Here is a 22,545-nt window from a genome sequence, read left to right on the forward strand (position 1 = left end):
ATTATCTCGTCGCTGAACGAGTCCAGGCGCAAACTGGATCGCACGTAATCACACGGTGGAGACCGACCGAGACTGGTACACTCGTGGTTCGATTCCACGACTCGGCGTTAGGCGGCCACAGCGGTGGGGTTGCCTCCCGTACCCATCCCGAACACGGAAGATAAGCCCACCAGCGTTCCGGGAAGTACTGGAGTGCGCGAGCCTCTGGGAAACGCGGTTCGCCGCCACCATTCATACCTATCACAGCCCACTCAGGAGAGATATCTCTCCCGAGTGGGCTTTCCGTATTTATAAACAACTAAGCGGCTCAATAATGAGTCGTCGACAGCGCCACTTGCGGCGGGCTTCTCGGCTGGCGGTATGAATTGTGTATCCGGGGTCAACGTTGTTCGCAGTCAGAACTCGGCCTCTGCAAAGGCTTGGCGATAACGTCCTCGCTGGGTGTGTTCAGATACGGTTCAATGGCTGCGAAGCTGTCCCACCCACCGACGGCCATCACAACACGCGGGTTCATTTGCTCGTCGACGAGCAGCCGCTGGGCGAATCGACGGCTGCCGTCGCCAGTGGTCCCGCGATGATAACGACAACGAAGGCACCGAGGATGAGCCGGCCGTCACTCTGTCCGCGCTGCAGGTTCTGATCAGTGTTCGATACGTGCTCTGACGGAGTGCAACGTTGTGCACTGTCTTCGTCTTCTACCATCGACACCCCAACGGACACCCGCCGGGGGCTAAAACCGAGTAGACCGTTTATAGACCTGCTACTGGGGGTTGAAAGCCGTCAAGGGCCCCAGTATCGTCGTCAACTCATAGTTCAGCCCTTTATTTGTCCTGTTATCTAATCGAATGGCATGGCGCAGGTACTGTCGGAGTTCGAGGAGGAATTCGAAGCGAAGAGGGAGACCCTCTTCGGCATCGCTGAGTTGCTCTACGCCAACCCTGACCGACAATACACCCAACAGGAACTCGCAGACCGCTTCGACTGTTCGACGACGATCAGCAACCACATCCGAGACATGAGCAAGTGGCTCGACCGTCACGACAGCCAGACTACCTACGCTTGGAACGTCGACGTTTATGACCCAGGCCACACGGAAACAACCATGGCAGTTCGACGGTTCTACGCCGACCTCTGGTGGCTGTTGAAGAAGCACTCACGGACCGGCCCAAGTGCGCTTGCACTCTTTGGGTTCATAATGCTGCTTACCGGTGGCGTCGTCTTCTCGGTCTATGTGGGATTCGCGCTCGAACTTTTCGCGGAATCCGCCCTCCCAGCCGGCATTTACCTCGGTATTGCCATTGGTTGTCTGCTCACCGGCATCATTGTGACACTCTGTGCGCCGTATATGGCCTGGGTGAGTGGGGTTCTATGGCCACGGCTGCTGGGGAATTCGCTTGAGAAAGAGGAGTGAGAGCTGCGCTCAGAACAGGTGTTCACGGGTCTATACTCCCTCGATAACTCTCCAAAACTCGGTCCGCATGTCGGAGGCTCGTTGGTCGGTAATCTCATTTGAGGTTTGGGAGCATGAGCTGCACCGTGGAGGAACGGAATCGGGTGCAGCCTGTAGTGGGGGTGAGTCGAGACGAAGTGGCTACCTTTTATTTTTGCGAACCAAACCGCTATATTATGCTCTGTGACGTGTGTGGAACTGAACTTGATGAGAGTGAGGCCAGGCATTCGGACGGGTTTCGACTCTCATCATCTCTCTGTTTCGACTGTTATCTAGAATCAGACGAAGTGTTGTATGAGTACAGTGACAGGCCAGTGGAACGCTTTGAGGCCCAACACCAACAGGCGGTACGGGATGCTCTGAACGACAAGCTGCGGTATGTCTTGACGCTCTCTCTTAGTGATAATCCACAGCAACTCATTGTGCTCTTCGCTGTCTCGATAGATGATGCTGAAGAGTTGCAAAAGAACGTCTTAGAGTCTAAATTTGGGACATTCATTGACGACACAGAAATCCACTATCTGGGTGACCTGTATGACGGCCTCGATACCGAATTATGCTGGAATATCTCTGCATGGAAGCATGATCCGCATGGACGGCCGCTGCGGAAAGGCCCGATGTCTATTGATATTTTTGCTGGGGTCCCTTGTGTGATCGACAGCTATGGGTGGCTTAACGATGGGTACCGATCAGAACTATGTGAGGAACTACTCTCACATGCCTTACCCCACATCAATTTCAATGAAATCGAAACACTATCTGATGGCGTTGAGGCTGCACAATCGGTTTTCCCTGTTGCTTCCGACTTCGGTATCAGTATACCTATTCGTGATTATCTAAGAGACAACCCGCAGTACCTCTCTGAGCGTAGTTGTCGGCAGATTAACACGGGTAGCGATCCCGAAGACTACACGCGGGCAGCGACACCTGATCTGAAACAGCTACACGAAGAAGTGGCCGATCCCACCGATAACAAAGAGGCACAGATTCGTGATCTGTTAGAAGCTGCGGAGCAAGGACTGCCATCACAGGCTCTTGCGGATGCCGTTGATTGTTCTACGTCCTACGCTCGACGGTTCAAGTATGATGAGGATGCCGAGGCCGCGGTTGAAAAAGAGTGGTCCAGACGTTCACAGGCCGAAAAAGTCTCTGCAGCGACCCGAGAGCGTATCATCGAGCGCGATGGTAACGAATGCCTTCGGTGTGGCGGTACAGAAAATCTTAGTCCACATCACATCATTCCAGTCGCTGTCGGCGGAGAAAATACAGACGAAAACCTTGCGACACTCTGCAAGACCTGCCATCTCGAAGCACACGATGGGGCTTTCTCAACTCCAACGACGGTCTACGATGATCTACACGGCTTCGATGAGTGGCTCACCGCAGGTAATTCCTGAGAACTTACTGTGGCCCAATTATCTTTTTATACTTGATAGGTCGAGATACTCCAACTCAATGTCTCTCCCATGAGACGTGAGCCGTACCGTGGAAGAACGGAAGCGAATGAGGCGTACAGCGCGGGCAATTCGCGATACAGTAGCGACTGAGTCGGTTGATGTACTCGGTAATGACGACGACGCGGAAACACGATAGTCAGATCGCTCCATCGCTGATCAAGCGCAACCCCGAGAATATCGACATACTTCTCGGTGACAAAGCTACGACGACCAGAAGATCAGGCGACTTGCCCGGCAACACGAGGTTCGGCCACTGATTAAGCATCGTGAGTTCACATCACTCCACAAGGCATGGAACGCCCGCTTAGATGCTGATCTCTACGTCCAGCAGAGTCAATCCGAGGCGGTCAACTCAACGCTCAAGCGGAAGTACGGCGCGTTCGTCCGGTCACGACGCTGGTGGAAACAGTTCCGTGAACTCACAATCGCCTGCCTCATTCATAACGTAGACCGATCACTCTGAACGGTCAAGACAGGATACCCACATACCAGCCCGACACTCAAAAATACCATAATATTGTTACGAATCACGTGCGAGACTTAGAGCCAGAATATGAAGTAGTGATTCAGCAACCAAGCGGAAGGACATCACCCTAACAAAGCGGTTCGAAGTTAAGAAGCGACGGATTTGTAGACTGGTCTTCCGATCAGGAATAGGCCTAAGATGCCGAATATAAGTGGTAGAGGGCTACTCTTTTTCTTAAGATACGATTTCGAGGGCGAGCCTTGCACGACATAGGCCGTGGTTGTCTCCCCGACATTGTACTGGTCAATTCTGTCTTCCGCGGCAGTCCTTGTGTCGGACGCTTTTGTTCCTATTCCCGGTCTGATGTTGTCGGAAGTGTATTGGGTTCCGTTGTACGTGTAGCTGTAAGTGACGTGGGGGGTGTACCTATCCCCCCTTTTTGAGGAATCCATGGTGATTTCTTTGCTCTCTACCGTGGCTTCAATCTGCACCCCGGACGAGAGGCTTTGTTGCTGAGAGTATGCCATGTATCCAGCAACTCCGAGCAGCACAATCCCCAGTATTATACTTATCAGAGACAGCTTCGACATATTGGTGATTGTTTAGACGACTGAATATTAATTTCGACGTATTTCTCACTGCGCAACACATACGGTCTTCAGCAACCGGCTGTTTCAGTCGATAATGTGTCTGAAGAATAGGATTTCAACAGATCCAATGCACAAATAAACTGCACTTACACAAGCAAGAGAGCATCTACCCTGCTCTCCTAGTGAATGTCGAACCCGTACTACCATCAACGGCACGTCCCGGCATGGCCACCATGTCACAGCACTGCCAGCCATCGCCCAGTCCAATCGCCGCTGATCCATTTGAGCCCGCTGTCGGGAGCCATCTGCCCCCAAACTCGCACGAACCAACCCAGAAACACAGCCCACAGGCAGAGATACTTTGTTATTCCCACACAGACATTCCTCAACCTCGCCTATGAGTGCGACTTGGATCTCCCTAACCCGGTTCGAGGGCGACTCCCGCACGCCAGGCACTTATTCCGAGCGGTGTCCTCGCCGAGCCACCGGTCGACTGTTCTCGATGCCGGATGAATTGATATCGAGGAGTCAAAGAAAATTCAATTGGAGTCAACGGTTCGGATACCAGACGGCTTCTCCGGGCGTATGATGCACCCATGTGTCGTCTTCAAGCAATTGTGGATCACGCCACCGAAACCGGCCGTTAGAGTCATAGGATATCGGCGGTTCGGTGTCGTTCGTCTGAAACTGTGTCCGTGTCCAGGCTGCGAAAGATCTTAGCTCGGCATTCTTCTGGGGAGTGAAAGTGTACTGCGTAAAAGATTCGTCGGAGCCGGCACTATCAGTGGTTTCAACAGCAAGACCCTCTAAATCAATGTTTTGCGGACTTGTTCCAGTAATATTCCCGGGAACATCTGAGACGAGACGGACTCTATCCGGTTTGTATGAACTGGCACTCTTCGGGGTGGCGCCGCCATATATCGTGGCCTGCATATCGACGGACACCACAGCTGGTTCAGCTTTGACGGCCAAGCGAACGATATCCCAGCGATCGAACCCACCGACATCGTTTACCCCGCGAATACGTGACCGGCCGATGGTCGTGGAGCCGTCAGGTACCCCCAAGTCCAATGGTTCAGGGAAATCCTGCAACTGTGGGTCGAGTACTTCACTGACCGCCCATGGGAGGTCTCGCGGTAGTTCCGCACCGACGAATTTGTGTGTGTCCAATCGGCCCTGCTTCGGGACGGCGGCGGCGATTCTGTCTGTTGGTGTCCACCCGTTCTGCGTAAATCCGTATGACCGGCCGCTTCTGGCGCACGCCTGCATGACCGTCCACTGGGCGTCCGGGCCTGCCACGACAGCAGGTCGACCGTCAGTAAGACAGTCACGGACTTGTTGGACGTGGCCATCGCCGGACGGATACACACTCACATCAGCGCTGGACTCCTCCCCAACGAACGAGACAGCCTCAACGTTCGGGAAATCAACTCCTTCAGCCATGAAAACGCGATATCCATCAGCCCCTTCGAAGGGCGGAGCTTCTGTTGACGGTGAATTGTTCAGGAGAGACCCACAGCCGGCGAGGGAGGTTATGACTCCAGTCCCAGCAGTCGTGAGGAGGGCACGGCGGGTACACGGGGGCATAGTTGCTGTTTCGACCATGGCCCGATTGACTTTTTTCATACGGACACACTGGGCCATTCTGTCAGCCAGTGAGGGGTCACCTGTTCCGAGTTATCAGGAATAACGATTTATCCGATAGCTCGTCGCTCAATTCCTGCAGTTATTCAATACCGGACAGATCACTTCGTGGAATACATTCGTCTCATACTGGCAAACTCCTGATAATAACTACCGGTGAAGGAGATAGAGAAGATACATGCTTGCACCTGTGACAAGTACACCAACCGCAACAAAGGCTAGGGCAACCAAGCCACTCGTATAGAATGCTAGCTGCAACGCTTGAAGCCCGACGAGGATGGTAAATACAGACAGTATCGTCCAAAAGACAGTTGAGAGAACCGACCACCCCGCTCTAGAGATTTCTTCTCTCACCGCATGACGAATTTCTGATTCGGTGAGATTATTTGAGGTATCCATACTGACTGATATTTTCGCCATTTACTATATAATTGCGATTGTACTACTTGACCCGCTTGTTACCTGTACTGACCACTCGCGCATGGCTACTATAGCGCAGCACTGCCGGCCATCGCTCCGATGCCAGTGCCGCCGGCCTACTCAGGCCCACCGTTGTTGCTGGGCCCACGGCGGCCACCCTCGCGATGACTCTCATCCTCGACCAGCGCTGTGCTGATGGCGATGACCGGAACTGCACACCACGACCTGACCGACGACTCGGCGGCCTGTTCTCGTTGTGGCGTCCACATTGGAGTCGGAAGACGTCCTCCGTGCTTACACGACATCGGTACACAGCTTTGACAAGTCAAGACTGATGGCCCATCGCGCTCCCCAAGCGGCGGCAACCACGCTAAAGCCGTTACTGCTCGTCACGGGATTGGAGCAGTTCGCCGGCGCGTTCAGGGTCCGAAACGAACGCGATCGATGATCTCGGCTCTCGCGTGGACTCATCACCCTCAGGGTTGGGAATCCGATCGAAAAACACTGTCCCGGCGTCCAGCCAGAGCGGGCTTCCGAATAGCCCGCGCCCGACTGAGACGTTCCGGACGCGGTCGTATGACGCCGACCACTGTAGCCGTCCGAGGTATCGGTCGTACGCTACCACCCTGGACTTGTGAAATCTGTACTCGACGCCGCCAAGCGCTAACAGCATATGTGCTGCACTCACCACCAAGAGAGCGCCAACCAAGCTGAGGGAAATAGCGGCTAGAGTCGCGGACACCACGACAGCACCATCCCACAGGGCGAGAACGGCGACGACCATCATCCCCGCCAACCCCACCCGAATCGTGAATTGTCTCCAGTGACCGAACCGGTTGTCGACGACACCGCCGGTCGTCATCGCGTTTACCACCCCTGCAGCGAGGATCGACGCGCGAACCGGCGCCATCGTTTCACGCGGTTCCCCGTCTGGAACCGACGGCGAAGACGGTAGGGGAGCGTCCCGCTTCGCTGTGGGCTCCGACTGACCGTGGGACGCCGCTTCATCGTTGGATTCGGACATCGCACCCGTCCTCCCATTGTCGGGTTGAGCACGCGACGCGTACCAACCGTACGCGAAACGCGACACGATCAACACGGACGCAGAGACCGTCATCCCAGCGCGTGCTATCTCCGGGCCCTCTTGTGAGAGGGTCGTGAGCGTCCACTTCGAGGCGAGCCACAACAACCCACCGTAGACGGCGAACGCCAGCATCCGTTTCCGGGGAGTAACCGCGGAGGCGGGGTTGACCTCGTGTCCGCCCGAAGCCACGTACGCCTTCAGCACCAGCCACGATTTTGTCGCCGCTGCGATGAGTCCGCCGCCGAATAAAAGCAGTGCAGCCGGGGAGACCCACATCTCACTAGGGACATAGACGGCCGCGACGTACGCCGTTGTAGTTGCCGAAAGAGCCAGTACGAACACTGCTCCCGGTACCCCGGCGAAGTTTCGCAAGTAGACCCCCGGAAGGCGGTCGGTAACCGTGATCGATCCGCGCTTGTGGGCTAGGAGGCGGAACGGACGCTGAAGAGTGGTCGAACGATCCTCCGTTACGGGCCGTGACAGCAATTGTTGTGCCGTTGTCCGGAATGTCAGAAAGAGCAGGTCGATCCAATACAGAACGGCGACGGCTATCAGCGAAAGGTGCCCGTACAGCAGGACGATTGCTGTGGCGACGGTCTCGACGCAAACCGACCCCAACAGTATCCGGCGATCCCTGATCAGACGCATGGTGTCTGTGAGTCAGGACGCTCGAAGTCGCGTACAGATTCACTTTGGTTGGTGGCCTGTGGGTTGAGCGTATCGCTCAATATCGGCCGAGTGCACGAGCTCGTAGCGGTACCGTTACTCAGATACGCATTGAAGGGCGTGTCGTCTCTAAGGAAAGTTCCCACACCTGTGACGAGGGCACGAAACGGAGCACCGATACTGTACAGCCAGCCGAGGTAGACGGACGCTATCGGTGATGTCTGCAGGTCTCGCACAGAAAACCATCAATCGACCATATATAATAAATGCAGGGGGTGTATCTCACTCTCTAAAACGCGGAATCACCCCATTGATCGAACCGCAACAGTGCGTCCCAGCTCGCTGCCGGTCTCTCGTGCCAAAACAGGAGCTCACATTTAGTCACTGTCAGCCGGATGTTCGAGTATGGTCACCACTGACGAGGACTCTACCACGTGCGACGAGACGAACCCGGCGATGTGGGACGGCAACCAGTCGAGTGCTGGAACTGTGGCTATGCAGTCCACGCAGGTCCGACTGCCCAGACCAACATCGCAACTACGGATCCACAGGCCGGCATACAGCAACCACGACAGCGGTCAGTACAGGCGGTTCATGACTCTGCCATGTCACCGATAGCTCCAGCCATGCCGAGAAGCATGAGTCCGTATCCAGCAAACCCGGCAGGGATTGATGCTTGGAGAAGCAAACACCCAGTGAATGCACCAAGGCCACCGATAATAGCCCCTCGCTTCCTCGTCGACCGGGTGGACTCGCCACGAGACAGAGCGAGCCGCTGCTGTTTGTGTGCCAAAAGCATCGATGTTACTGCACCGTAGAGTGGAAGAAGCGAGAACATAATCAAGTAGTCCGATGTGGCGAACTCTGCTGCAAGAACTGTGACTACTAATCCAACAGTTAGTGAAATGGTGTATCGGAGGGCAGTACGCATAGACTAAATTACAACTACCGGAAACAAGTACGATACGAAATCTGAGGACAAGTTCGCAAACCCACTGAACAATCGTTACACGCCTTCTCGCTATGACCAAAGCCCATCCGCACCCACTACGGCACTGGGACCGTCAGGTCAAGTGGGGATGAGACCGACGAATCGCATGGCCAGTACTCCCGCCCCGGTCCCTCGCCATCACAATCGGGGAAGTCGTACGCAACGAGTTTCGTGAGCTTCGTTCGCCGTTCTCGCTTCGAGATCGGCGTCTGGTCGCGGCCATCGTAGGCAACAGCCGCAATCGCATCATAGCGGTCATTCACGGCTGCTGTCCGAATCCGGCCCTTCCGGCGGATAATCTCGTACAGGACGTGGTGATGGAACGGGAATACCAGTAGAGGCTAACTTCTATGATTAACGCTCGAAACGGGGTGTGTGGTCCTGTTTTTCGCTTAGGCTGGATCAACGAGTCCGACATACTGGCTCGTGATCGTGTCACCGTCTCGCCACTGCAGATAGTAGTAGCCGCGACCGTCGATAGTCTTCGTCGTGAGGGCGCCCGTTGTTCGTGAAATCTCTGCCTTCTCACGAGCCTCGGCAAGCTGGTCTTCCCAGTCATCCTCGTCCCAATCCTTCGGTGTGTCGGGCTGCTTTTCGGGCTGATCGTCAGTTTCAGCTGCCGCTTTCAGGTCTGCATAGAGTGTCCCGACATCCTCGAGTGCTCGTTCGTATGTTTCTGTCACCTCTGCTGGGAGTGAGTCATGGTCAATGGCTCGGAGCTCTTCGAGTGCTGTCTTGGCATGGGGGCGGTCAGGCATACGCTAACCAACACACTCGCAGTAGATGTCCGTTTAGTTGGTTAGCCATGTGGAGTCGCGATCAAGACCGGTCACAAACCAGCGTCATTTCTGCTCCAGCAGTTGATCAAGATTTTCGAAGATAGTACGGCCGTCGTCCGAAGGAGATGTGGTTTCTAAGTGCTTTATTCGGGAGGTCATTGCCTGCCATTTTGCCTGCAATCGTTGGACTCTGTTGAACCCTTACCGGGTGAGAAGTGCTGATCAGGTTGTGGTCGCTACACACCAAGTATTTTGCAGACACGGGAGAGTTTGATCTGGGCCGGTGAATTGGCTGATACGGAGTGGGAACTCGGGACTCGTTTGCGGGGTGCACTAATCTAAATCACTCAGTGGCATCCTACGCAAGTGGACTCGCATCGTCACCAAACCCACTCCCATATGTTTCAACGACCTCCGTAACGGTAACTTCGTACGCATCGTACCACTCCGTCCACCGCTTTTTTGCGCGTTTGTGGTCTGCATCCGCTCTAAACGACTCAAGCGCGTCCAACGACTCCACCTCAACGACGATGCTATCGCTGGTCCCTCCGGGAGGTCACGTGGTCTCCTCGGACACCATCTATAGCGGAACTGAAAAGTTGCTCACGGAATACCTGGCCGGACACCTCAGCGTTGACGTCGACTTTGTCGACGCCCGTGACCCCCACAACGTTGCCGATGTAGTCCGCATGGACACCGACTTAATCTGGGCAGAAACACCGTCAAACCCCCTGATTAGATTGTGCGATATCCAAACGATAGCCGACATCGCCGATGACAACGATGCCCTATTCGGCGTTGACAGTACCTTTGCGAGTCCGTACTACCAAGCCCCACTCGAACTGGGTGCTGACGTCGTCGTTCACAGCACTACTAAGTATCTCAACGGGCACTCTGACTCAATTGGCGGTGCCGTTGTCACCGACGACAGTGGAGTGTTCGAGCAATTGTCGTTCGCGCAGCGGGTCGGATTCGGGAATATGCTATCGCCGTTCGACTGCTACCTCGTTGCGCGAGGCATCAAGACATTGCCAGCGCGGATGGAACATCATGAGAAGAATGCGATGGAAGTCGCCCGTTTCCTTGAAAACCATGATCGAGTCGCTCGTGTCTACTATCCAGGTCTTGAAAGTCACCCGCAACACGATCTTGCAAGTGAGCAGATGTCAGGGTACAGTGGGATGCTATCCTTCGAGTTCGATGGCACTCTCATCGAACTAGAGGCGTTCATCGAGGGACTTGAGGTGTTCACACCGGGAGCTAGTCTCGATGGAGTTGAGAGCCTTGTTGAGGTGCCGTCGCTAATGATTCCCGACGAGTTCAGCCGTAGTGAGGATTCGGCGGAGATTCCTGAGACGTTGGTTCGGGTATCCGTTGGCCTTGAAGATGCTGATGACCTCTGCGAGGACCTCCGGAAGGCACTACCGTAGGTGCATGTTCCCTTTTCGGATGTCCCGAATCACACGTAGTCCAACCGTCCACAAGAGATGCCTGTCAATAGCAGGAACTCGAACTGTTTCTAGACGAGCCAGTACGAATTATTCGAGTGGTTCGATTATGTCTGGCTCTCGGCGACACACCCGTTGTGAACGAGGTGAAGCGGTTGAGGAGGCAATTTTGCGAGAGGTACAGGAAGAGACAGGTCTTCAGATCACGGTCGACCGACTAACAGGAGTATATTCCAACCCGGAGCAGCAGGTGTTCTCGTATCCGTCCCGAGAGACGGTCCATTTCGTGACGAACTGTTTCTTATGTAATGTGACATCCCACGTCCGTGCGTCGCCGTTGACCACGAGCACATCGCCTCCTCGATCGACTGGATTGTCTCCACCAATGCCGGATTGCTGCTGGCGTCGAGGGTATCAGTGATAGCCATCAGTCGTCACCGGGCACCGTGTCGGGATGGGGATTCATTCGCCGCTATCGAACCCTCCCTGAACGCCCCAAGCGAGGACGTTATCGATGAAGCATTTGCAGAACTCGAACTGTGAGAAGTCCCGCTACCGATAGCTTTCGTGAGTTACACTGGGAATGGTTCCGAAGTGGCTGTCGCCGGCCAGAACAGGCTCATCACGCTCTATAGCGGTTGCAGCGATTGCCGCGTCTCCTTTGCCAATACCTGGCCCCTCACCGTCATCCGCATCAGCCATCTGTTCACCGAGTAGCCGACCGGCGCGACGAGAGATGCTCGGGGTCATATCGATCAGTGGGTACGAGTCAAGCACGGCTTCTACCGCCTGACGTTCCTCGCGAGTATTCGCGATCTTCCCAACGCCAATGTACAATTCCAAGACTGTCACTGATGGAATCACCAATGGAACGTTCGCTGCTTCGAGCTCCCGTTCCTTCTCGACGGCCGCTTCGACACCGTCGATGATATCCAAAATAAAGCTCGTATCGACAATCATTCGAATCGCTCCGCGACATCTCGAACCTCGTCGCGGTCATCCTCGTTAGCCTGCTCGATAGCGTCCCGCATCTCGGTCACCTGGTCCTCGTCAAACACGCCGCGTAGGTCACTGAGTGAGTGCCCACCGATAAGCCGCTCCACGGCGTCGCTAAACGACTCGTCATCACGCTTGTTTGCTTTGATCCGTTCGTAGACATCGTCCTCCAGACGAACCTGATGTGACATCCCTGTTGACAGCGTTGACACTCCATCGGAATCAGCATTTGGGTGCGACAGCAGGACGAGAACGGTGAGATTGCCTACTAAATACTAGTTGCAGATTCGAAGGTCCCCAAAGCAAGTGAACCTAGCCTGACGATGAGCTGGTGCGCTCGACGAGCGGCCAACTTCGGTCGAAGCTCAAGGCAATGCAACAGGCTGTGTCACCGGAATCGTTCTCCGAGGATGATACAGAGCCTCGCCTCAGCAATCCGAGTTAGCCGGGGATAGTGATTCTATACAGCATCTCACTAGTAGCCAGCCGAGGCCGTCGCAAGCAGAGTACCAGCACGTGGCAGCGACGGTATTGGTGGATAAAGCGCTAACCAACAAATGGTGGGTAATGCCATGAGTGCTGGTTAGCCACTTCTCCCACTCCGTTTTCTGACCGTCATTTATTGCTCGGTAGGTGTGTGAACTTACGGGTGAAATGGGAGCAGAAAGAGGTGGTGTTTTACCGCATCGTACAACTGCATTATTGTACACACCACCGAGATTCATCCTGTGACAGTTTGAGGTGCATTGTGTCTTACTCCAAACACGTATTCAATAAACACCCACGCAACATTTCAGGAATAGAGACTCGGTGCACGGTTTGAGCCGATTCATCCCGCCTGCTCGGTACTCGGTATTACTGTCCCCACAATAGTGCTTGTTAAATATTCGGTCTGGCTTCTTCCCCAGAAGTGCTGCGGCTCTTTTTTGTCAGCTGTGTGGATAGTAATTGATGAAATGAGTACCACACAGTCCACTCGAAAAAATCGTGGCACTGTCAGCTCTCGTCTTGGCGTGGCCGTAATTATAACCGTTACCGTGTGGATATATCTGGAGTTCGTTGCCATCTTACTCGGTCACTCCCCGAGGGCAGGACCGCTCCTGCTTAGCGAGTTCCCAGTTGTCCGTGACGTAAGCGCCCAACTCCTCCGTGGATTCCTCGCTGTCGGGCTCACACTGCTAGCCGTGCGAATATTCGATATTTCATCGCCACTCGAATGGATGGGTGTGCGCCGTCCGAAGAATTGGGAGTGGGCGTATATCCCTCTGGGCGTCGTGGTGTCGTTCATCTGGCTGCTCGGTTCACTCGTCCTGATTCAGAATGTTCTTGGACTGGAGCGCACGATGCTATTTACGCTTTCAGAGCGTGTCCGAATCGCCCGAGTAGTGACGTTATTAGTGCTTGTCGGCCCAGCCGAGGAGGTGATTTTCCACGGTATCATCCAACGGTCACTCGAAGACGTTGTCGGTCTCTGGCCAGCTATCGCTGCTGGTGGTATACTCTTTGGAATGTCTCATGCTGACCCCGCCGCCCTTGCTCTTGGTGACATACTCTTCTATATGGCCCAAGGTGGCTTCGGCATGATTGCTGGTTGGATCTATGCTAAAACGGATAATATCGTCGTTCCAGCGCTTGTTCACGGGATTTTCGTTTCGCTCACTACCGCCTTGCCACTACTGGCTGGCTGAGGTGAATAGGATGATTATCGTACTAGCGCTTCAAACACTCGTGCTTCGATTGTCCGGAGATGAGACCAAGCAGTTGTAGGAGCGACACCAACCGCCTCGGCAATAATCTTGTGGATAGCCTCTCTGGAGTTGCTGTAATAGCAGTAGTTGAAAACACGCCGATTCTATTCAGCAACGCTCAGCGATATAAAGCCGCTACTGGGGGTCGACAGCAATCAAGGGACCCCAGTATCGTCGTCAACCCATAGTTCATCCCTTTATTTGTCCAGTTATCCAACGGGGCAGCATGGCGCAGGTGCCAGCAGAGTTTGAGGAGGAATTCAAAGCGAAGAAGAAGGCCTTCTTCGGCACCGCTGAGTTGCTCTACGCTAACCCCGACCGGCAATACACCCAGCAGGAACCCTCTGACCGCTTCGACTGCTCGGTAAGCGTGCGAATTGTGTGTTCAGATTTCGTATCGTACTTATTTTCGGTAGTTGTAATTTAGTCTATGCGTACTGCCCTCCGATACACCATTTCACTGACTGTTGGATTAGTAGTCACAGTTCTTGCAGCAGAGTTCGCCACATCGGACCACCTGATCATGGTCTCGCTTCTTCCCCTCTACGGTGCAGTAACGTCGATGCTCTTGGCCCACAAACAGCAGTGGCTCGCTCTGTCTCGTGGCAAGTCCACCCGGTCGACGAGAAAGCGAGGGGCTATTATCGGAGGCCTTGGCGCATTTACTGGGTATTTGCTTCTCCAAGCATCAACCCCCGCTGGACTTGCTGGGTATGGACTAATGCTTCTTGGCATGGCCGGAGCTATCGGTGACATGGCAGAGTCATGAATCGCCTGCACTGACCATTTTAGTATATGGCCAGCTACGTTCCGGTGGTCACTTCACGGCCTCAAGGAAATTATCTCGTTCTGACTAGGGGACGACAGCGTTCGAATCGTCGAACAGCGTCAGCATTCGCTCTTTTTTGAATTCCACAGACTGCAGCGGTAATCAAGCGCATGGGTTGCGCTTTTATTACGGGTTGACCGTCGAGTAGCGCAATAACGCCTCCTCATTCGTCCCGTATCCACCCTCTATCGCATACGACAGGCAAGACGGCAGTGTAGTCTTGCTCGGGGAACAGCACGGTGATTTCCATGACCCGAGGCGTATTCGCTACGATCTTTTGAAAATCGACAGCCCGTCCCGGTAAGCGCCTTCTCGTCTAAGAGGGTCTGTAGTCGGTCTGATGCATGGTCAACAGCTCGATGTGTTTCCCACCGTGCAAACGGCATTGTACTGCTATCTCCTGCGCCCCATGTAATCCGGACGCTGTTGTTCGCTTCGAGATGCTCGTACTCTCGACTTGGCATTACCTCGTACCTAAGCCGGGATGCAGTACCGAGTCGGAGTGTTGGCTCAACCGTGGGATCGAACTCAGAGCCCGTTGTTTCTGTCTCAGGGGTGTGTCCCTATGGGGGGCCATTGTCTGTGAGTCAGATGAATGTGCACTGCAGCCAGCACAAGAAAGAGAAACGACCGAGCCCACTCCGGAAAGGAACGCGCGACGATTCATGTGTGAAACGACTGTTCATCTGAATACTCAGCGTGGGTGAAGTGGACAGCAAATCCCAGCGAAAAAAGATACTGAACTGCCAGTCAGAGTACTATAAGATATATTTCTAGTTTCTTATGTGTTTATAGTGTAGAAAATTTAATAGTAAACTCAAAATAAAACAAGGACTTTACAAACAGTACACCCGAACATTCAGGTGCAATGAATAGGCGGTCGCTTATGAAGCAGGTCGGTGGACTCCTCATTGCGGGTACAATTGCTGGCTGTAGTTCAGACAGCAGTTCTGGAGGGACTCAAACGGAGGCTCGTTCCAGTACAACGCCTACGGCAACAGAAGCCTCAACATCTGAAGCAACCCAAGCGACTTCCGAAAGTCAGACTCCAGAACCAACGCCGACAACCACAGAAAACGCAACGCCCAGCGGGGATTACACCGGTAAGGATTCATACCCTTGGAAGCAGTTAACGGAGAGACAGAAGAACACGTTAGAGTACAGCCCGCATTTCGAGGGTGGGTTCCTTGATGCACGAGGCGAAGGGACTGTTGAGATTATAAACGGTGTTGGATTCGGGTTCATGTCTGAACCCGCCGTTTGGGTCGATGTTGGACAGACAGTGAAGTGGGTCTGGCCAGATGGTGAAGAACACAGTCTAAAAGACGAGAATGGCGATCGGCTTAGCCACATCCCCCGAGTTGAGGGAGATGATACCAGTTTCACCTATACACTCGAAGAAGAGGGCAAACTCTGGTATAGCTGTCGTACGCACGGTCGGGGCTGGAAGGGAAGTTACGGTGTCATCGTTGCCGGTAGCGAGTGAAAATCGGCACAAGCGAGTTGTTTGATTTGGTCCAGATTTATCGTCATTGACGGAGCCGAACGCCCCGCCGTCGATGCCTCCCTGGCAGGCGCTAGATACGCTCCAGCAGGCCGGTGTGTCGGTGTCCGTCTTGATGTCGCCCACAACACGACGATGGACGAGGAGGACTTTCACGAGCTACTCAGCTACTTCAGAGCGCTCGGTGAAGTCGTCGTCTTCCACGAGCCGATCAATCCCCGCGGCGCGAACTTCCAGCAATGTCTCACCGCCGCCAAAGAAGCCGGCTACGATGACGTTGTTGCAGAACTCCAGCAGATGCAGGACAGTCACCAGTACTGGGTTGAATACGCGCTTGCACGATTGAATACCGTCCAGCAGGTTGCAACGCGTTTCGACGGGCTCGACGTGCATTCCTGGCCAGATGATGAACTGGTGCGCTCGACGAGCGGCCAACTCCGGTCGAAGCTCAAGGCGATGCAACAGGCTGTGTCGCCGGAGTCGTTTTCTGGACAGGATTATCGGGAATCATCTACTCAGGCAGTGTTAGCAGAAGAATCTGAGCAGATTCGAAGACTCATGTAGCCGAGAAAATCCGTCAGCCGCCTCAGTGGAACGACAAGCGGCCGTAACTGAAGAGTACGCTAAGTGCTAAGCACCACTCCTCAACTGTTGCCTCAACAATCTCGATTTCTTCGCTGGTCAACCAGTGAGTTGCATTTAGCGCAAGCAGGGGCCGAGCTACGATACATAACCCATAAGTAAAATATCAACTCATTCGATGTTACATGGGTAGCCCTCCATTAGAGCGATCTCAGGTAATTCTGTACATTGGTGTTATCTTCCTGATAGCAGGTGCTGGATTAGTTTATGTGGGCTATCCAGCATACACGACTTCGATAGCTGCCCAGGAACCGAATAGAGAAGCAATGGCAACTGCGGTGGAGTCATATTCTGCGTCCGAAATTGACCCTATCGCATTCTCAAATCTCTCAGCACCAGAACAGACGGCCATCACACGTGCCAGTCAGTCATCGCAATTGACGTACGCAGACCGTGGAGCATCCGATAGTGGGACCCACTTCAATTATCGAAACGATATCGTGAATTCGTACTTTGTCAGCTATAACGAGTCAATCCTTCGGGTTGAGGTTGTCATTGCGATGAACCCGGTATCTGTCGGAGCCGGCTCTCTCAGCGGAGTCGGAGGAGCTATACTTGTTATCAGTGGATTATGGGGACGCCACCGTAGCGATTGATAAATAATCCTTAGCTAAACTCCACAACGTCCATAGTGACTGTTCCGGCGATCGACATCAGACTTCGGGACGCAGAGGGTGCCCGCCAGAGGTGCTTCGAGAGTTAGCGCTAGCTGGATTGACGTTGCAGCCGACCTCGTCGCTGGCGGGGTTTGAGCACGTGGCAGCGACGGTGTAGATGAGCAGAGCGCTGGCCAACAAAGAGAGTGTAACCTTTGATTGTAGGTTAGCTAACTCGCATTTCACCTTCTGGTTGAGTGTCTTCTTGAAACAACTGCTCAGTGAGCGAATCGCTCACCGGCCGACTATCCATGCGCTCTAAACTTCACGGGAGATGGCGGTCAGCATGGTGTCTCCGTTGACCTCACCCCCAGCGATCACTCGTTCCGGTGTGACAAGCGGGCGGTCGTCCATCCGGCGGCCGACTGGACCACTCCAGCGTCGGTCGCCGGTAGCCGCGTCAAGTGCTATGAGGTTGCCGCTCTCTGTACCGACGACGACATCGTTGATTCCGACGCCGGGCGGCCCAGGCGCATCCGGTAGCTCCGTCCGCCATTGCTCGCTCCCGTCAGACAGGTCGACTGCAAGTACACCGGCGGGCGCATCATCGCGACGGCGCGTCCGACCGTCGAAAGACACGAAGGCGGTCCCGTCAGCAACAGCGAGACCGGATGTTTCGCTCGGGGCCGAGGCGTGCCAGTGGCGAGTGCCGTCGGATGGGTCGACACTGATAACTGCCCCAGCAGCTGCGACGACTAGTTCGCCATCGGTCGCAAGCGCCGGGTCATGCGCGCCGTGAGCACGCCAGTCGTCAGTACCCGTGGCCCAACGGACAGACCCTTCTGAGTCGAGGCCGGCGAGCCTACCGATCTCGTCAACTGCGACGCCGCCCTCCCCAACGGAGATAATGTCGCTCACCGAGTGGGTAGTTCCGTTGGGGTTCAGCCAGGGCTCGGGCGTCGTCTCCAACTTCCGCCTGCCATCTGCGGTGTCGATCAGGACAATCGGTGGCTCGTATGTGCCGGATTCGTGGTAGCCTCCAATGACCGTCCCATCGCCGAACGCTGCATACGGGCTAAACCAGCCATCGACCCGTCGAATCCACGCTCTCGTGCCGCTTGGGTGGTACCCGGCCCGCTGGTCCGGACCCGCGGCAACGATGACATCGTCCGCAATAACCGGGCAACCGGTCGACTGCTTGAAGTCCGTTGTACGCCACTGAGGGGCCCCCGTTGAAGCTTCGAGTGCGTACAGCCGGTTCGACCCCATCGCAAGTACCTCGCTTGAACGATTTATGATAGGGCTCTGGAGATACCGCTCTCCGTCGAGTACCGTCCGCCACTCTGTTGGGAGCCCACGGAGTTGCCGATCGATGGCTCCAAGGCACCCTGCAACCCCAACGGTCGACATAGCCGCAGCTCCCGCAAGTGCGAGATAGCGGCGTCTGCTTGTCGACGCGTTGGACAGCGGATCAGAGGGCATTCACTCCACCGTCAGATATGTCGAATAATAGGTCTTGTCCGTCGGCGGTACTCCACGGTTTCTGCACCGTCGTTTTCATTTATAAGGTTTAGATGACGGTGTCATTTGGTGCTGTCAGTGGCGACATCGACGAGCGAACTGTTCAAAAGAATTCCTCGAATATTCGACCTGCAACGAAGATAGTGATTGGAATTCCAACTAACGCGATGATAGCCACAAGAAAATCGCTAAAACGCCCCGAGACGATTCCTCCATACTGGAAAAGCAATCTCATCTGAACTTGGATATCGTTCACCCAACGCTGTTATAGTTTTTCTGTCGGTTTTGTACACAACTGAGTAGTTCACTACAGACACATCTGGCTTGAACTACTGCTATGCCCACATCCTGTACTGACCGTACCGCACGCAAACTACTCACCGTACGGGATGGCTGTAATTTTATTAGCTACAAGCATGACGAGGGGGAATTGACTGAGGCATTTCTGTGGGTCTTTGGGCTAGAGCGCCCGGCCACCAGTCTCCTCCGTCCACGTATCCTCTGGCGGGTGCTACGCCCAGAACTTGGGACAGGCAGAAACCAGTCGACAGAGTGATGGCCGGCACGCGAATCGCTCCACCGTTCGTCCGACAACGGCGCCGAAGACGAGTACGCCGATCCCAACGAAGAGAACACCGAGCTGAAACTCAAGGACCGCAACGGACAGCCAGCCGATACCCAGGTTCATCGCAGCTAAGACATAGGGATAGAGTACTTGAAGCAGATTCATGGCTCGTAGCTAATCATGAGCAGGAAGTATTAAACAAACAACGAACGCTCAAAAGTACGTTTGAGCGTTGCACATCCCAGTTGAAGTCTGATTGCCGATCGCATAGGGTTCGATATCAGGCTGCTCGCTCAGTGTTCGAATCCACGATACTGGAATCGGGGTCAGTATTGACGGTCACGCTCGATGGCATGGCGAGCGGATACTTCCTGGCGCAGCATCCACTGACCCTCGTTCCAGTTGCGGAGTTAGCCGACAGTCAGAAGCAGGTTATCGAGGCGAGCCTCGACGACCCACTCAACATGTATCGCTACGTGCGTCTTGATGAGACAGTTGCGAGCGGAGAGAACCACTCACTGGCGGAATTCCAGAGTTGAGCAGTACTGCCCTCTGGCCGACCTCACGGACGGTCCTATGGGAGACCACCACTGAACGCGGAGAACCGGAGGGCGTCCAATTGCATCGGAGTAGCCCACCTCCTTTACTATCGTAGCCTGTGTGGGTTGCAACGTGAAGCAGTGTCCCGAGACGCCCGCGCTTGACGAGATTGAGTTCTCTGGACACGTCTGGGTGCAAGAACTCCCGACCGGTGGGAAGTTCCGATTTCAAGTGGCGGCGTCGGGGCTGGTCACGTTCGCTACAGCCCAGCAATCTTTCGACACTCCCACCACTGTCCCACCGCAGTTCCGTCTGGCAGCCGAACTAATCAACGAGCGACTGGACCGCGACGCACTGGCAGCGGCGACGGACAACCCAAGTGATGTGACGTTCTGCGGGATTGCCACCCGAAACAAGGGGATCGAGTACGACTGGCACACAGTCCCGGCGTTCGTCGGTGTCGACATCTGGTCCGATCGTAAGGACCAGTTTCTCCCGCCGGATGCGGCGGCTGGCGTATTCAAGCAGTTGGGGTTGCCGACGCTACCAGCCATAGAAAAAGAGCTGTCCGCTGTACACGCTGATTTCACTCGGTATGAAGACCAAGATGGATTCCCTGAGTCAGAGTGGCGAGAGGGGCACGCCACTGGTGTGCTGATCCGAGACAAATCCGGTGGGCGTGCCGCCGAATGGTGTCGAGAACAAAACACAGTGACTGCTCCCGAACCACAGGCAGCGGTAGATTTAGCAGCGGAGTATGCGACTGACAAGCGAATCGAGCAGACGATCGCTGAGCTGCAGGCAGATGGACACTCGGTGACTGTCGACACAATACGTGACCGGCTCGTCGCCAATGTGGCCCGCGAGGCATATGTGGATCTGTTCGTGGATGGCGAGTTTGTCGCCTCGCTATCCGCGTTCCAGTCTGCCATTGCTGAGCGTGTCCAGCAACACCAGTCCACAGCGAATTAGACTATTGGCTGGCGTCATCGTTCTGGAGTGACTGGAACGAAAACGTCTCAGTCCGGAACTCAAACTCGCGGGCGGGCGAGTGGAACCCAGCTTCATCGATCCAGCGTTTGAGATACGTATCTGCACTCGCCGCAGAAATCAGAGTGCTCTCGACAAAACGGACGAAGAGGCCGATCGATCCGGGTAACCTGATGTCTCGTTGGGTCGCGATTGTGCGAGCATCGCCGTCGTCAGTGATGACGGTCCCATCGACGGTCTCTGCAACGGCTACGGCCTGTGCCTCGCCTGGGTCGAGTCGTTCCAGAAAGGTCGCCGCCACTCTGGGCTTGTGTCGACAGTTCAGTAACGGGAATACCCGCTTCAAGCACGGTCAGTGCGTTTGCTAGATAGGAGTGGGTTTCAACTTACTGAGATTAACGCTCAGCACACATACATATGGACTGCGGTGTCGGTAAGCTCAGTTTTTCATCTCCTGTTGAATGTGCATATCTACCTGTCTGAAAAGGAGGAGTGCGGTGAGAAGTCCAGCCAAAACAGTCCCGACTGTTCCGAGTAATCCTTCCGTCCCGAGAATGACTAGCAAAACCGCCCCCACGATGGCAGTTTGTACGAACCAAATAACAGCTCGAAGATACCATGATACGTAGCCGTGGAACCAAGATCCACTTCTAGAAGTCATAATAGCGGTGGGTAGTCCGCAGAATAAATATTTTCTTGACACTCGGTTTTCGTCGTAACAGCGCTAATATCCGCTTTGTACTGACCGTCCCGGTCACGAACTACTCACCCAAGGCCTATCTCTTCCTTGGCGTCGGCGGTGAAGGCGCGGCCCACTACTGGGACAGCTATGAGTTCGCCGTTGCCGTTGTCGCGACCGACGGCGACGCCGAGAAAGTCCCACTTGCCGAGACGCCGTTTGAAACACTCGCACAGTGGTGTGAGTACACGAATAACGAACGCGGCTGGGATATCGGCCCAAACGTCGGTGGGTCGCTCGTTGACGATATCGCTCGGGGGCTGACGGCATGAGTAAGACCGTTCGCTGTACGGTCGAGAACCGTCAGCGTGTCCGGCGTGCCGCTCGTGCGCTCCGGGAGGCTGTGCCGACCGTGCTGGTCGAAACGACGCCGCCGGTGCGCTCGAAACACGACGCCTGGACGGTTGACGCCGTCCTCCAAGACACCGAGGGCGTCCCGCCCGATGTCCTCCGGGAACTGGCGCTTGCGGACCTAACGCTGCAGGCGACGCCCACCCAGACTGAGCACCAACACGTCGTGGCGATGGCCTGAGCGAGACGGCGATACCTCTATCTTTTTTGCTGAGTTGCGTGCGTATTTTGCATGGGTTGCGGTGGTTCCTGATTCCATCTGCTGACTGACCGCGACCCCGCATCAGGCCCTGTTAGTGGCAGGCCCCACGACGGCGCGAGTGTGTACTCATAGCTGACGAGCGACTGGTATGTAAACCCCCCCTTAGACTTCCGGGGGAGGGCTCGCTAACTAACACGCGGTGGCAGCACCGGCCAACTGTTGGTTAGTCAGAACCGGTTATTCGGTCAGTAAATGGCGTCTAATCTACGATTTGTTTCCGCTCAAGCAACCGGTCAGAGCGGTGGAGAGATATATTGAAAACTGCTG

General features: G+C 54.8%; 21 protein-coding genes, 1 rRNA gene and 9 pseudogenes. 16 read left to right on the forward strand and 15 right to left on the reverse strand.

Features of this window, described 5'->3' with window-relative positions; translation table 11 throughout:
• Nucleotides 1–107: 107 nt before the first annotated feature.
• Nucleotides 108–230: ribosomal RNA gene (rrf, locus tag ACYJ11_RS19440) — 5S ribosomal RNA — on the forward strand.
• Between the two features lie 165 nt (nucleotides 231–395).
• Here rrf and ACYJ11_RS19445 read toward each other — a convergent pair.
• Nucleotides 396–559: pseudogene (locus tag ACYJ11_RS19445) on the reverse strand (site-specific integrase); the annotation flags it as partial.
• Nucleotides 511–702, reverse strand: a complete 192-nt coding sequence (locus ACYJ11_RS19450) for a hypothetical protein (RefSeq protein WP_188980923.1) — start codon at nucleotides 700–702, stop codon at nucleotides 511–513. The gene ACYJ11_RS19450 and the pseudogene ACYJ11_RS19445, both read right to left, overlap by 49 nt.
• A gap of 148 nt (nucleotides 703–850) precedes the next feature.
• Between ACYJ11_RS19450 and ACYJ11_RS19455 the strand changes: the two genes are divergently transcribed.
• The 3 genes and pseudogenes from ACYJ11_RS19455 to ACYJ11_RS19465 all read left to right on the forward strand — a co-directional run.
• Nucleotides 851–1,411, forward strand: a complete 561-nt coding sequence (locus tag ACYJ11_RS19455) for a hypothetical protein (RefSeq protein WP_461649089.1) — start codon at nucleotides 851–853, stop codon at nucleotides 1,409–1,411.
• Nucleotides 1,412–1,524: 113 nt separating this feature from the next.
• Entirely contained in the window at nucleotides 1,525–2,847 is a 1,323-nt protein-coding gene (locus ACYJ11_RS19460; RefSeq protein WP_461649090.1) for an HNH endonuclease, read from the forward strand.
• Between the two features lie 170 nt (nucleotides 2,848–3,017).
• Nucleotides 3,018–3,370, forward strand: a pseudogene (locus tag ACYJ11_RS19465) (transposase); the annotation flags it as partial.
• Nucleotides 3,371–3,519: 149 nt separating this feature from the next.
• On the opposite strand, the gene ACYJ11_RS19470 reads toward ACYJ11_RS19465, so the two are convergent.
• The 8 genes and pseudogenes from ACYJ11_RS19470 to ACYJ11_RS19505 all read right to left on the reverse strand — a co-directional run.
• A complete protein-coding gene (locus ACYJ11_RS19470) occupies nucleotides 3,520–3,963 on the reverse strand; it encodes a DUF3592 domain-containing protein (RefSeq protein WP_461649091.1) in 444 nt (147 codons plus the stop codon).
• Nucleotides 3,964–4,512: 549 nt separating this feature from the next.
• Nucleotides 4,513–5,550 (reverse strand): hypothetical protein, encoded by a 1,038-nt coding sequence (locus ACYJ11_RS19475; protein ID WP_461649092.1) that lies wholly within the window; start codon nucleotides 5,548–5,550, stop codon nucleotides 4,513–4,515.
• A 593-nt stretch (nucleotides 5,551–6,143) separates the two neighbouring features.
• Nucleotides 6,144–6,296, reverse strand: a complete 153-nt coding sequence (locus tag ACYJ11_RS19480) for a hypothetical protein (protein ID WP_461649093.1) — start codon at nucleotides 6,294–6,296, stop codon at nucleotides 6,144–6,146.
• Nucleotides 6,297–6,406: 110 nt separating this feature from the next.
• Nucleotides 6,407–7,759, reverse strand: coding sequence for a hypothetical protein (locus tag ACYJ11_RS19485; RefSeq protein ID WP_461649094.1), 1,353 nt, complete (start codon nucleotides 7,757–7,759; stop codon nucleotides 6,407–6,409).
• A 610-nt stretch (nucleotides 7,760–8,369) separates the two neighbouring features.
• Nucleotides 8,370–8,708: a hypothetical protein gene (locus tag ACYJ11_RS19490; protein ID WP_461649095.1), complete on the reverse strand. Its 339-nt coding sequence runs from the start codon at nucleotides 8,706–8,708 to the stop codon at nucleotides 8,370–8,372.
• Nucleotides 8,709–8,824: 116 nt separating this feature from the next.
• Complete coding sequence (locus tag ACYJ11_RS19495; RefSeq protein ID WP_461649096.1) at nucleotides 8,825–9,031, reverse strand: hypothetical protein; 207 nt, start codon at nucleotides 9,029–9,031, stop codon at nucleotides 8,825–8,827.
• Between the two features lie 129 nt (nucleotides 9,032–9,160).
• Nucleotides 9,161–9,526, reverse strand: a complete 366-nt coding sequence (locus tag ACYJ11_RS19500; protein WP_461649097.1) for a hypothetical protein — start codon at nucleotides 9,524–9,526, stop codon at nucleotides 9,161–9,163.
• Nucleotides 9,527–9,905: 379 nt separating this feature from the next.
• A pseudogene (locus ACYJ11_RS19505) lies at nucleotides 9,906–10,079 on the reverse strand (antibiotic biosynthesis monooxygenase); the annotation flags it as partial.
• On the opposite strand from ACYJ11_RS19505, the pseudogene ACYJ11_RS19510 reads away from it, so the two are divergent.
• The 3 pseudogenes from ACYJ11_RS19510 to ACYJ11_RS19520 form a co-directional block, all read left to right on the forward strand.
• A pseudogene (locus ACYJ11_RS19510) lies at nucleotides 10,069–10,977 on the forward strand (trans-sulfuration enzyme family protein); the annotation flags it as partial. The pseudogenes ACYJ11_RS19505 and ACYJ11_RS19510 sit on opposite strands and share 11 nt — an antisense overlap.
• Nucleotides 10,978–11,134: 157 nt before the next feature.
• Nucleotides 11,135–11,308, forward strand: a pseudogene (locus tag ACYJ11_RS19515) (NUDIX hydrolase); the annotation flags it as partial.
• A 146-nt stretch (nucleotides 11,309–11,454) separates the two neighbouring features.
• Nucleotides 11,455–11,538 (forward strand): annotated as a pseudogene (locus ACYJ11_RS19520) (site-specific integrase); the annotation flags it as partial.
• Between the two features lie 9 nt (nucleotides 11,539–11,547).
• On the opposite strand, the gene ACYJ11_RS19525 reads toward ACYJ11_RS19520, so the two are convergent.
• Together ACYJ11_RS19525 and ACYJ11_RS19530 are read right to left on the reverse strand one after the other, a co-directional pair.
• Nucleotides 11,548–11,955, reverse strand: a complete 408-nt coding sequence (locus tag ACYJ11_RS19525; RefSeq protein ID WP_461649098.1) for a PIN domain-containing protein — start codon at nucleotides 11,953–11,955, stop codon at nucleotides 11,548–11,550.
• Nucleotides 11,952–12,182: an antitoxin VapB family protein gene (locus tag ACYJ11_RS19530; RefSeq protein WP_058991331.1), complete on the reverse strand. Its 231-nt coding sequence runs from the start codon at nucleotides 12,180–12,182 to the stop codon at nucleotides 11,952–11,954. Before ACYJ11_RS19530 ends, ACYJ11_RS19525 begins: the two co-directional genes overlap by 4 nt.
• Before the next feature lie 125 nt (nucleotides 12,183–12,307).
• On the opposite strand from ACYJ11_RS19530, the pseudogene ACYJ11_RS19535 reads away from it, so the two are divergent.
• Nucleotides 12,308–12,465, forward strand: a pseudogene (locus tag ACYJ11_RS19535) (radical SAM domain-containing protein); the annotation flags it as partial.
• Nucleotides 12,466–12,947: 482 nt separating this feature from the next.
• Nucleotides 12,948–13,679 (forward strand): lysostaphin resistance A-like protein, encoded by a 732-nt coding sequence (locus ACYJ11_RS19540; RefSeq protein WP_461649099.1) that lies wholly within the window; start codon nucleotides 12,948–12,950, stop codon nucleotides 13,677–13,679.
• A gap of 14 nt (nucleotides 13,680–13,693) precedes the next feature.
• On the opposite strand, the pseudogene ACYJ11_RS19545 reads toward ACYJ11_RS19540, so the two are convergent.
• Nucleotides 13,694–13,807 (reverse strand): annotated as a pseudogene (locus ACYJ11_RS19545) (helix-turn-helix domain-containing protein); the annotation flags it as partial.
• 158 nt (nucleotides 13,808–13,965) lie between these two features.
• Between ACYJ11_RS19545 and ACYJ11_RS19550 the strand changes: the two are divergent.
• From ACYJ11_RS19550 to ACYJ11_RS19560, 3 genes are all read left to right on the forward strand, one after another.
• The gene (locus tag ACYJ11_RS19550) at nucleotides 13,966–14,166 is read left to right on the forward strand and encodes a hypothetical protein (RefSeq protein ID WP_461649100.1); all 201 of its coding nucleotides are present in this window, start codon (nucleotides 13,966–13,968) and stop codon (nucleotides 14,164–14,166) included.
• A gap of 1,288 nt (nucleotides 14,167–15,454) precedes the next feature.
• Nucleotides 15,455–16,054, forward strand: a complete 600-nt coding sequence (locus tag ACYJ11_RS19555; RefSeq protein WP_461649101.1) for a cupredoxin domain-containing protein — start codon at nucleotides 15,455–15,457, stop codon at nucleotides 16,052–16,054.
• Between the two features lie 153 nt (nucleotides 16,055–16,207).
• On the forward strand, nucleotides 16,208–16,636 hold the full coding sequence (locus tag ACYJ11_RS19560) for a radical SAM domain-containing protein (protein WP_461649102.1): 429 nt from the start codon (nucleotides 16,208–16,210) through the stop codon (nucleotides 16,634–16,636).
• A gap of 992 nt (nucleotides 16,637–17,628) precedes the next feature.
• On the opposite strand, the gene ACYJ11_RS19565 is transcribed toward ACYJ11_RS19560, so the two are convergent.
• Complete coding sequence (locus tag ACYJ11_RS19565; RefSeq protein WP_461649103.1) at nucleotides 17,629–18,720, reverse strand: outer membrane protein assembly factor BamB family protein; 1,092 nt, start codon at nucleotides 18,718–18,720, stop codon at nucleotides 17,629–17,631.
• A 972-nt stretch (nucleotides 18,721–19,692) separates the two neighbouring features.
• Here ACYJ11_RS19565 and ACYJ11_RS19570 point away from each other — a divergent pair.
• Nucleotides 19,693–19,935, forward strand: coding sequence for a hypothetical protein (locus tag ACYJ11_RS19570; RefSeq protein ID WP_461649104.1), 243 nt, complete (start codon nucleotides 19,693–19,695; stop codon nucleotides 19,933–19,935).
• A gap of 133 nt (nucleotides 19,936–20,068) precedes the next feature.
• Nucleotides 20,069–20,908 (forward strand): hypothetical protein, encoded by an 840-nt coding sequence (locus tag ACYJ11_RS19575; protein ID WP_461649105.1) that lies wholly within the window; start codon nucleotides 20,069–20,071, stop codon nucleotides 20,906–20,908.
• Between the two features lies 1 nt (nucleotide 20,909).
• On the opposite strand, the gene ACYJ11_RS19580 is transcribed toward ACYJ11_RS19575, so the two are convergent.
• Nucleotides 20,910–21,227, reverse strand: a complete 318-nt coding sequence (locus ACYJ11_RS19580) for a hypothetical protein (RefSeq protein ID WP_461649106.1) — start codon at nucleotides 21,225–21,227, stop codon at nucleotides 20,910–20,912.
• A gap of 442 nt (nucleotides 21,228–21,669) precedes the next feature.
• On the opposite strand from ACYJ11_RS19580, the pseudogene ACYJ11_RS19585 reads away from it, so the two are divergent.
• Together ACYJ11_RS19585 and ACYJ11_RS19590 are read left to right on the forward strand one after the other, a co-directional pair.
• Nucleotides 21,670–21,937 (forward strand): annotated as a pseudogene (locus tag ACYJ11_RS19585) (hypothetical protein); the annotation flags it as partial.
• The gene (locus ACYJ11_RS19590) at nucleotides 21,934–22,197 is read left to right on the forward strand and encodes a hypothetical protein (protein WP_461649107.1); all 264 of its coding nucleotides are present in this window, start codon (nucleotides 21,934–21,936) and stop codon (nucleotides 22,195–22,197) included. The pseudogene ACYJ11_RS19585 and the gene ACYJ11_RS19590, both read left to right, overlap by 4 nt.
• Nucleotides 22,198–22,545 lie beyond the last annotated feature (348 nt).

This window comes from Haloarcula sp. H-GB5, from assembly GCF_054850705.1.

What these genes read in the sequence shown, in the direction of transcription:
- ACYJ11_RS19450 (WP_188980923.1), bottom strand. Translation starts at nt 702, where the DNA reads ATGGTAGAAGACGAAGACAGTGCACAACGTTGCACTCCGTCAGAGCAC.
- ACYJ11_RS19455 (WP_461649089.1), top strand. Translation starts at nt 851, where the DNA reads ATGGCGCAGGTACTGTCGGAGTTCGAGGAGGAATTCGAAGCGAAGAGG.
- ACYJ11_RS19460 (WP_461649090.1), top strand. Translation starts at nt 1,525, where the DNA reads ATGAGCTGCACCGTGGAGGAACGGAATCGGGTGCAGCCTGTAGTGGGG.
- ACYJ11_RS19470 (WP_461649091.1), bottom strand. Translation starts at nt 3,963, where the DNA reads ATGTCGAAGCTGTCTCTGATAAGTATAATACTGGGGATTGTGCTGCTC.
- ACYJ11_RS19475 (WP_461649092.1), bottom strand. Translation starts at nt 5,550, where the DNA reads ATGCCCCCGTGTACCCGCCGTGCCCTCCTCACGACTGCTGGGACTGGA.
- ACYJ11_RS19480 (WP_461649093.1), bottom strand. Translation starts at nt 6,296, where the DNA reads ATGTGGACGCCACAACGAGAACAGGCCGCCGAGTCGTCGGTCAGGTCG.
- ACYJ11_RS19485 (WP_461649094.1), bottom strand. Translation starts at nt 7,759, where the DNA reads ATGCGTCTGATCAGGGATCGCCGGATACTGTTGGGGTCGGTTTGCGTC.
- ACYJ11_RS19490 (WP_461649095.1), bottom strand. Translation starts at nt 8,708, where the DNA reads ATGCGTACTGCCCTCCGATACACCATTTCACTAACTGTTGGATTAGTA.
- ACYJ11_RS19500 (WP_461649097.1), bottom strand. Translation starts at nt 9,526, where the DNA reads ATGCCTGACCGCCCCCATGCCAAGACAGCACTCGAAGAGCTCCGAGCC.
- ACYJ11_RS19525 (WP_461649098.1), bottom strand. Translation starts at nt 11,955, where the DNA reads ATGATTGTCGATACGAGCTTTATTTTGGATATCATCGACGGTGTCGAA.
- ACYJ11_RS19530 (WP_058991331.1), bottom strand. Translation starts at nt 12,182, where the DNA reads ATGTCACATCAGGTTCGTCTGGAGGACGATGTCTACGAACGGATCAAA.
- ACYJ11_RS19540 (WP_461649099.1), top strand. Translation starts at nt 12,948, where the DNA reads ATGAGTACCACACAGTCCACTCGAAAAAATCGTGGCACTGTCAGCTCT.
- ACYJ11_RS19550 (WP_461649100.1), top strand. Translation starts at nt 13,966, where the DNA reads ATGGCGCAGGTGCCAGCAGAGTTTGAGGAGGAATTCAAAGCGAAGAAG.
- ACYJ11_RS19555 (WP_461649101.1), top strand. Translation starts at nt 15,455, where the DNA reads ATGAAGCAGGTCGGTGGACTCCTCATTGCGGGTACAATTGCTGGCTGT.
- ACYJ11_RS19560 (WP_461649102.1), top strand. Translation starts at nt 16,208, where the DNA reads ATGGACGAGGAGGACTTTCACGAGCTACTCAGCTACTTCAGAGCGCTC.
- ACYJ11_RS19565 (WP_461649103.1), bottom strand. Translation starts at nt 18,720, where the DNA reads ATGTCGACCGTTGGGGTTGCAGGGTGCCTTGGAGCCATCGATCGGCAA.
- ACYJ11_RS19590 (WP_461649107.1), top strand. Translation starts at nt 21,934, where the DNA reads ATGAGTAAGACCGTTCGCTGTACGGTCGAGAACCGTCAGCGTGTCCGG.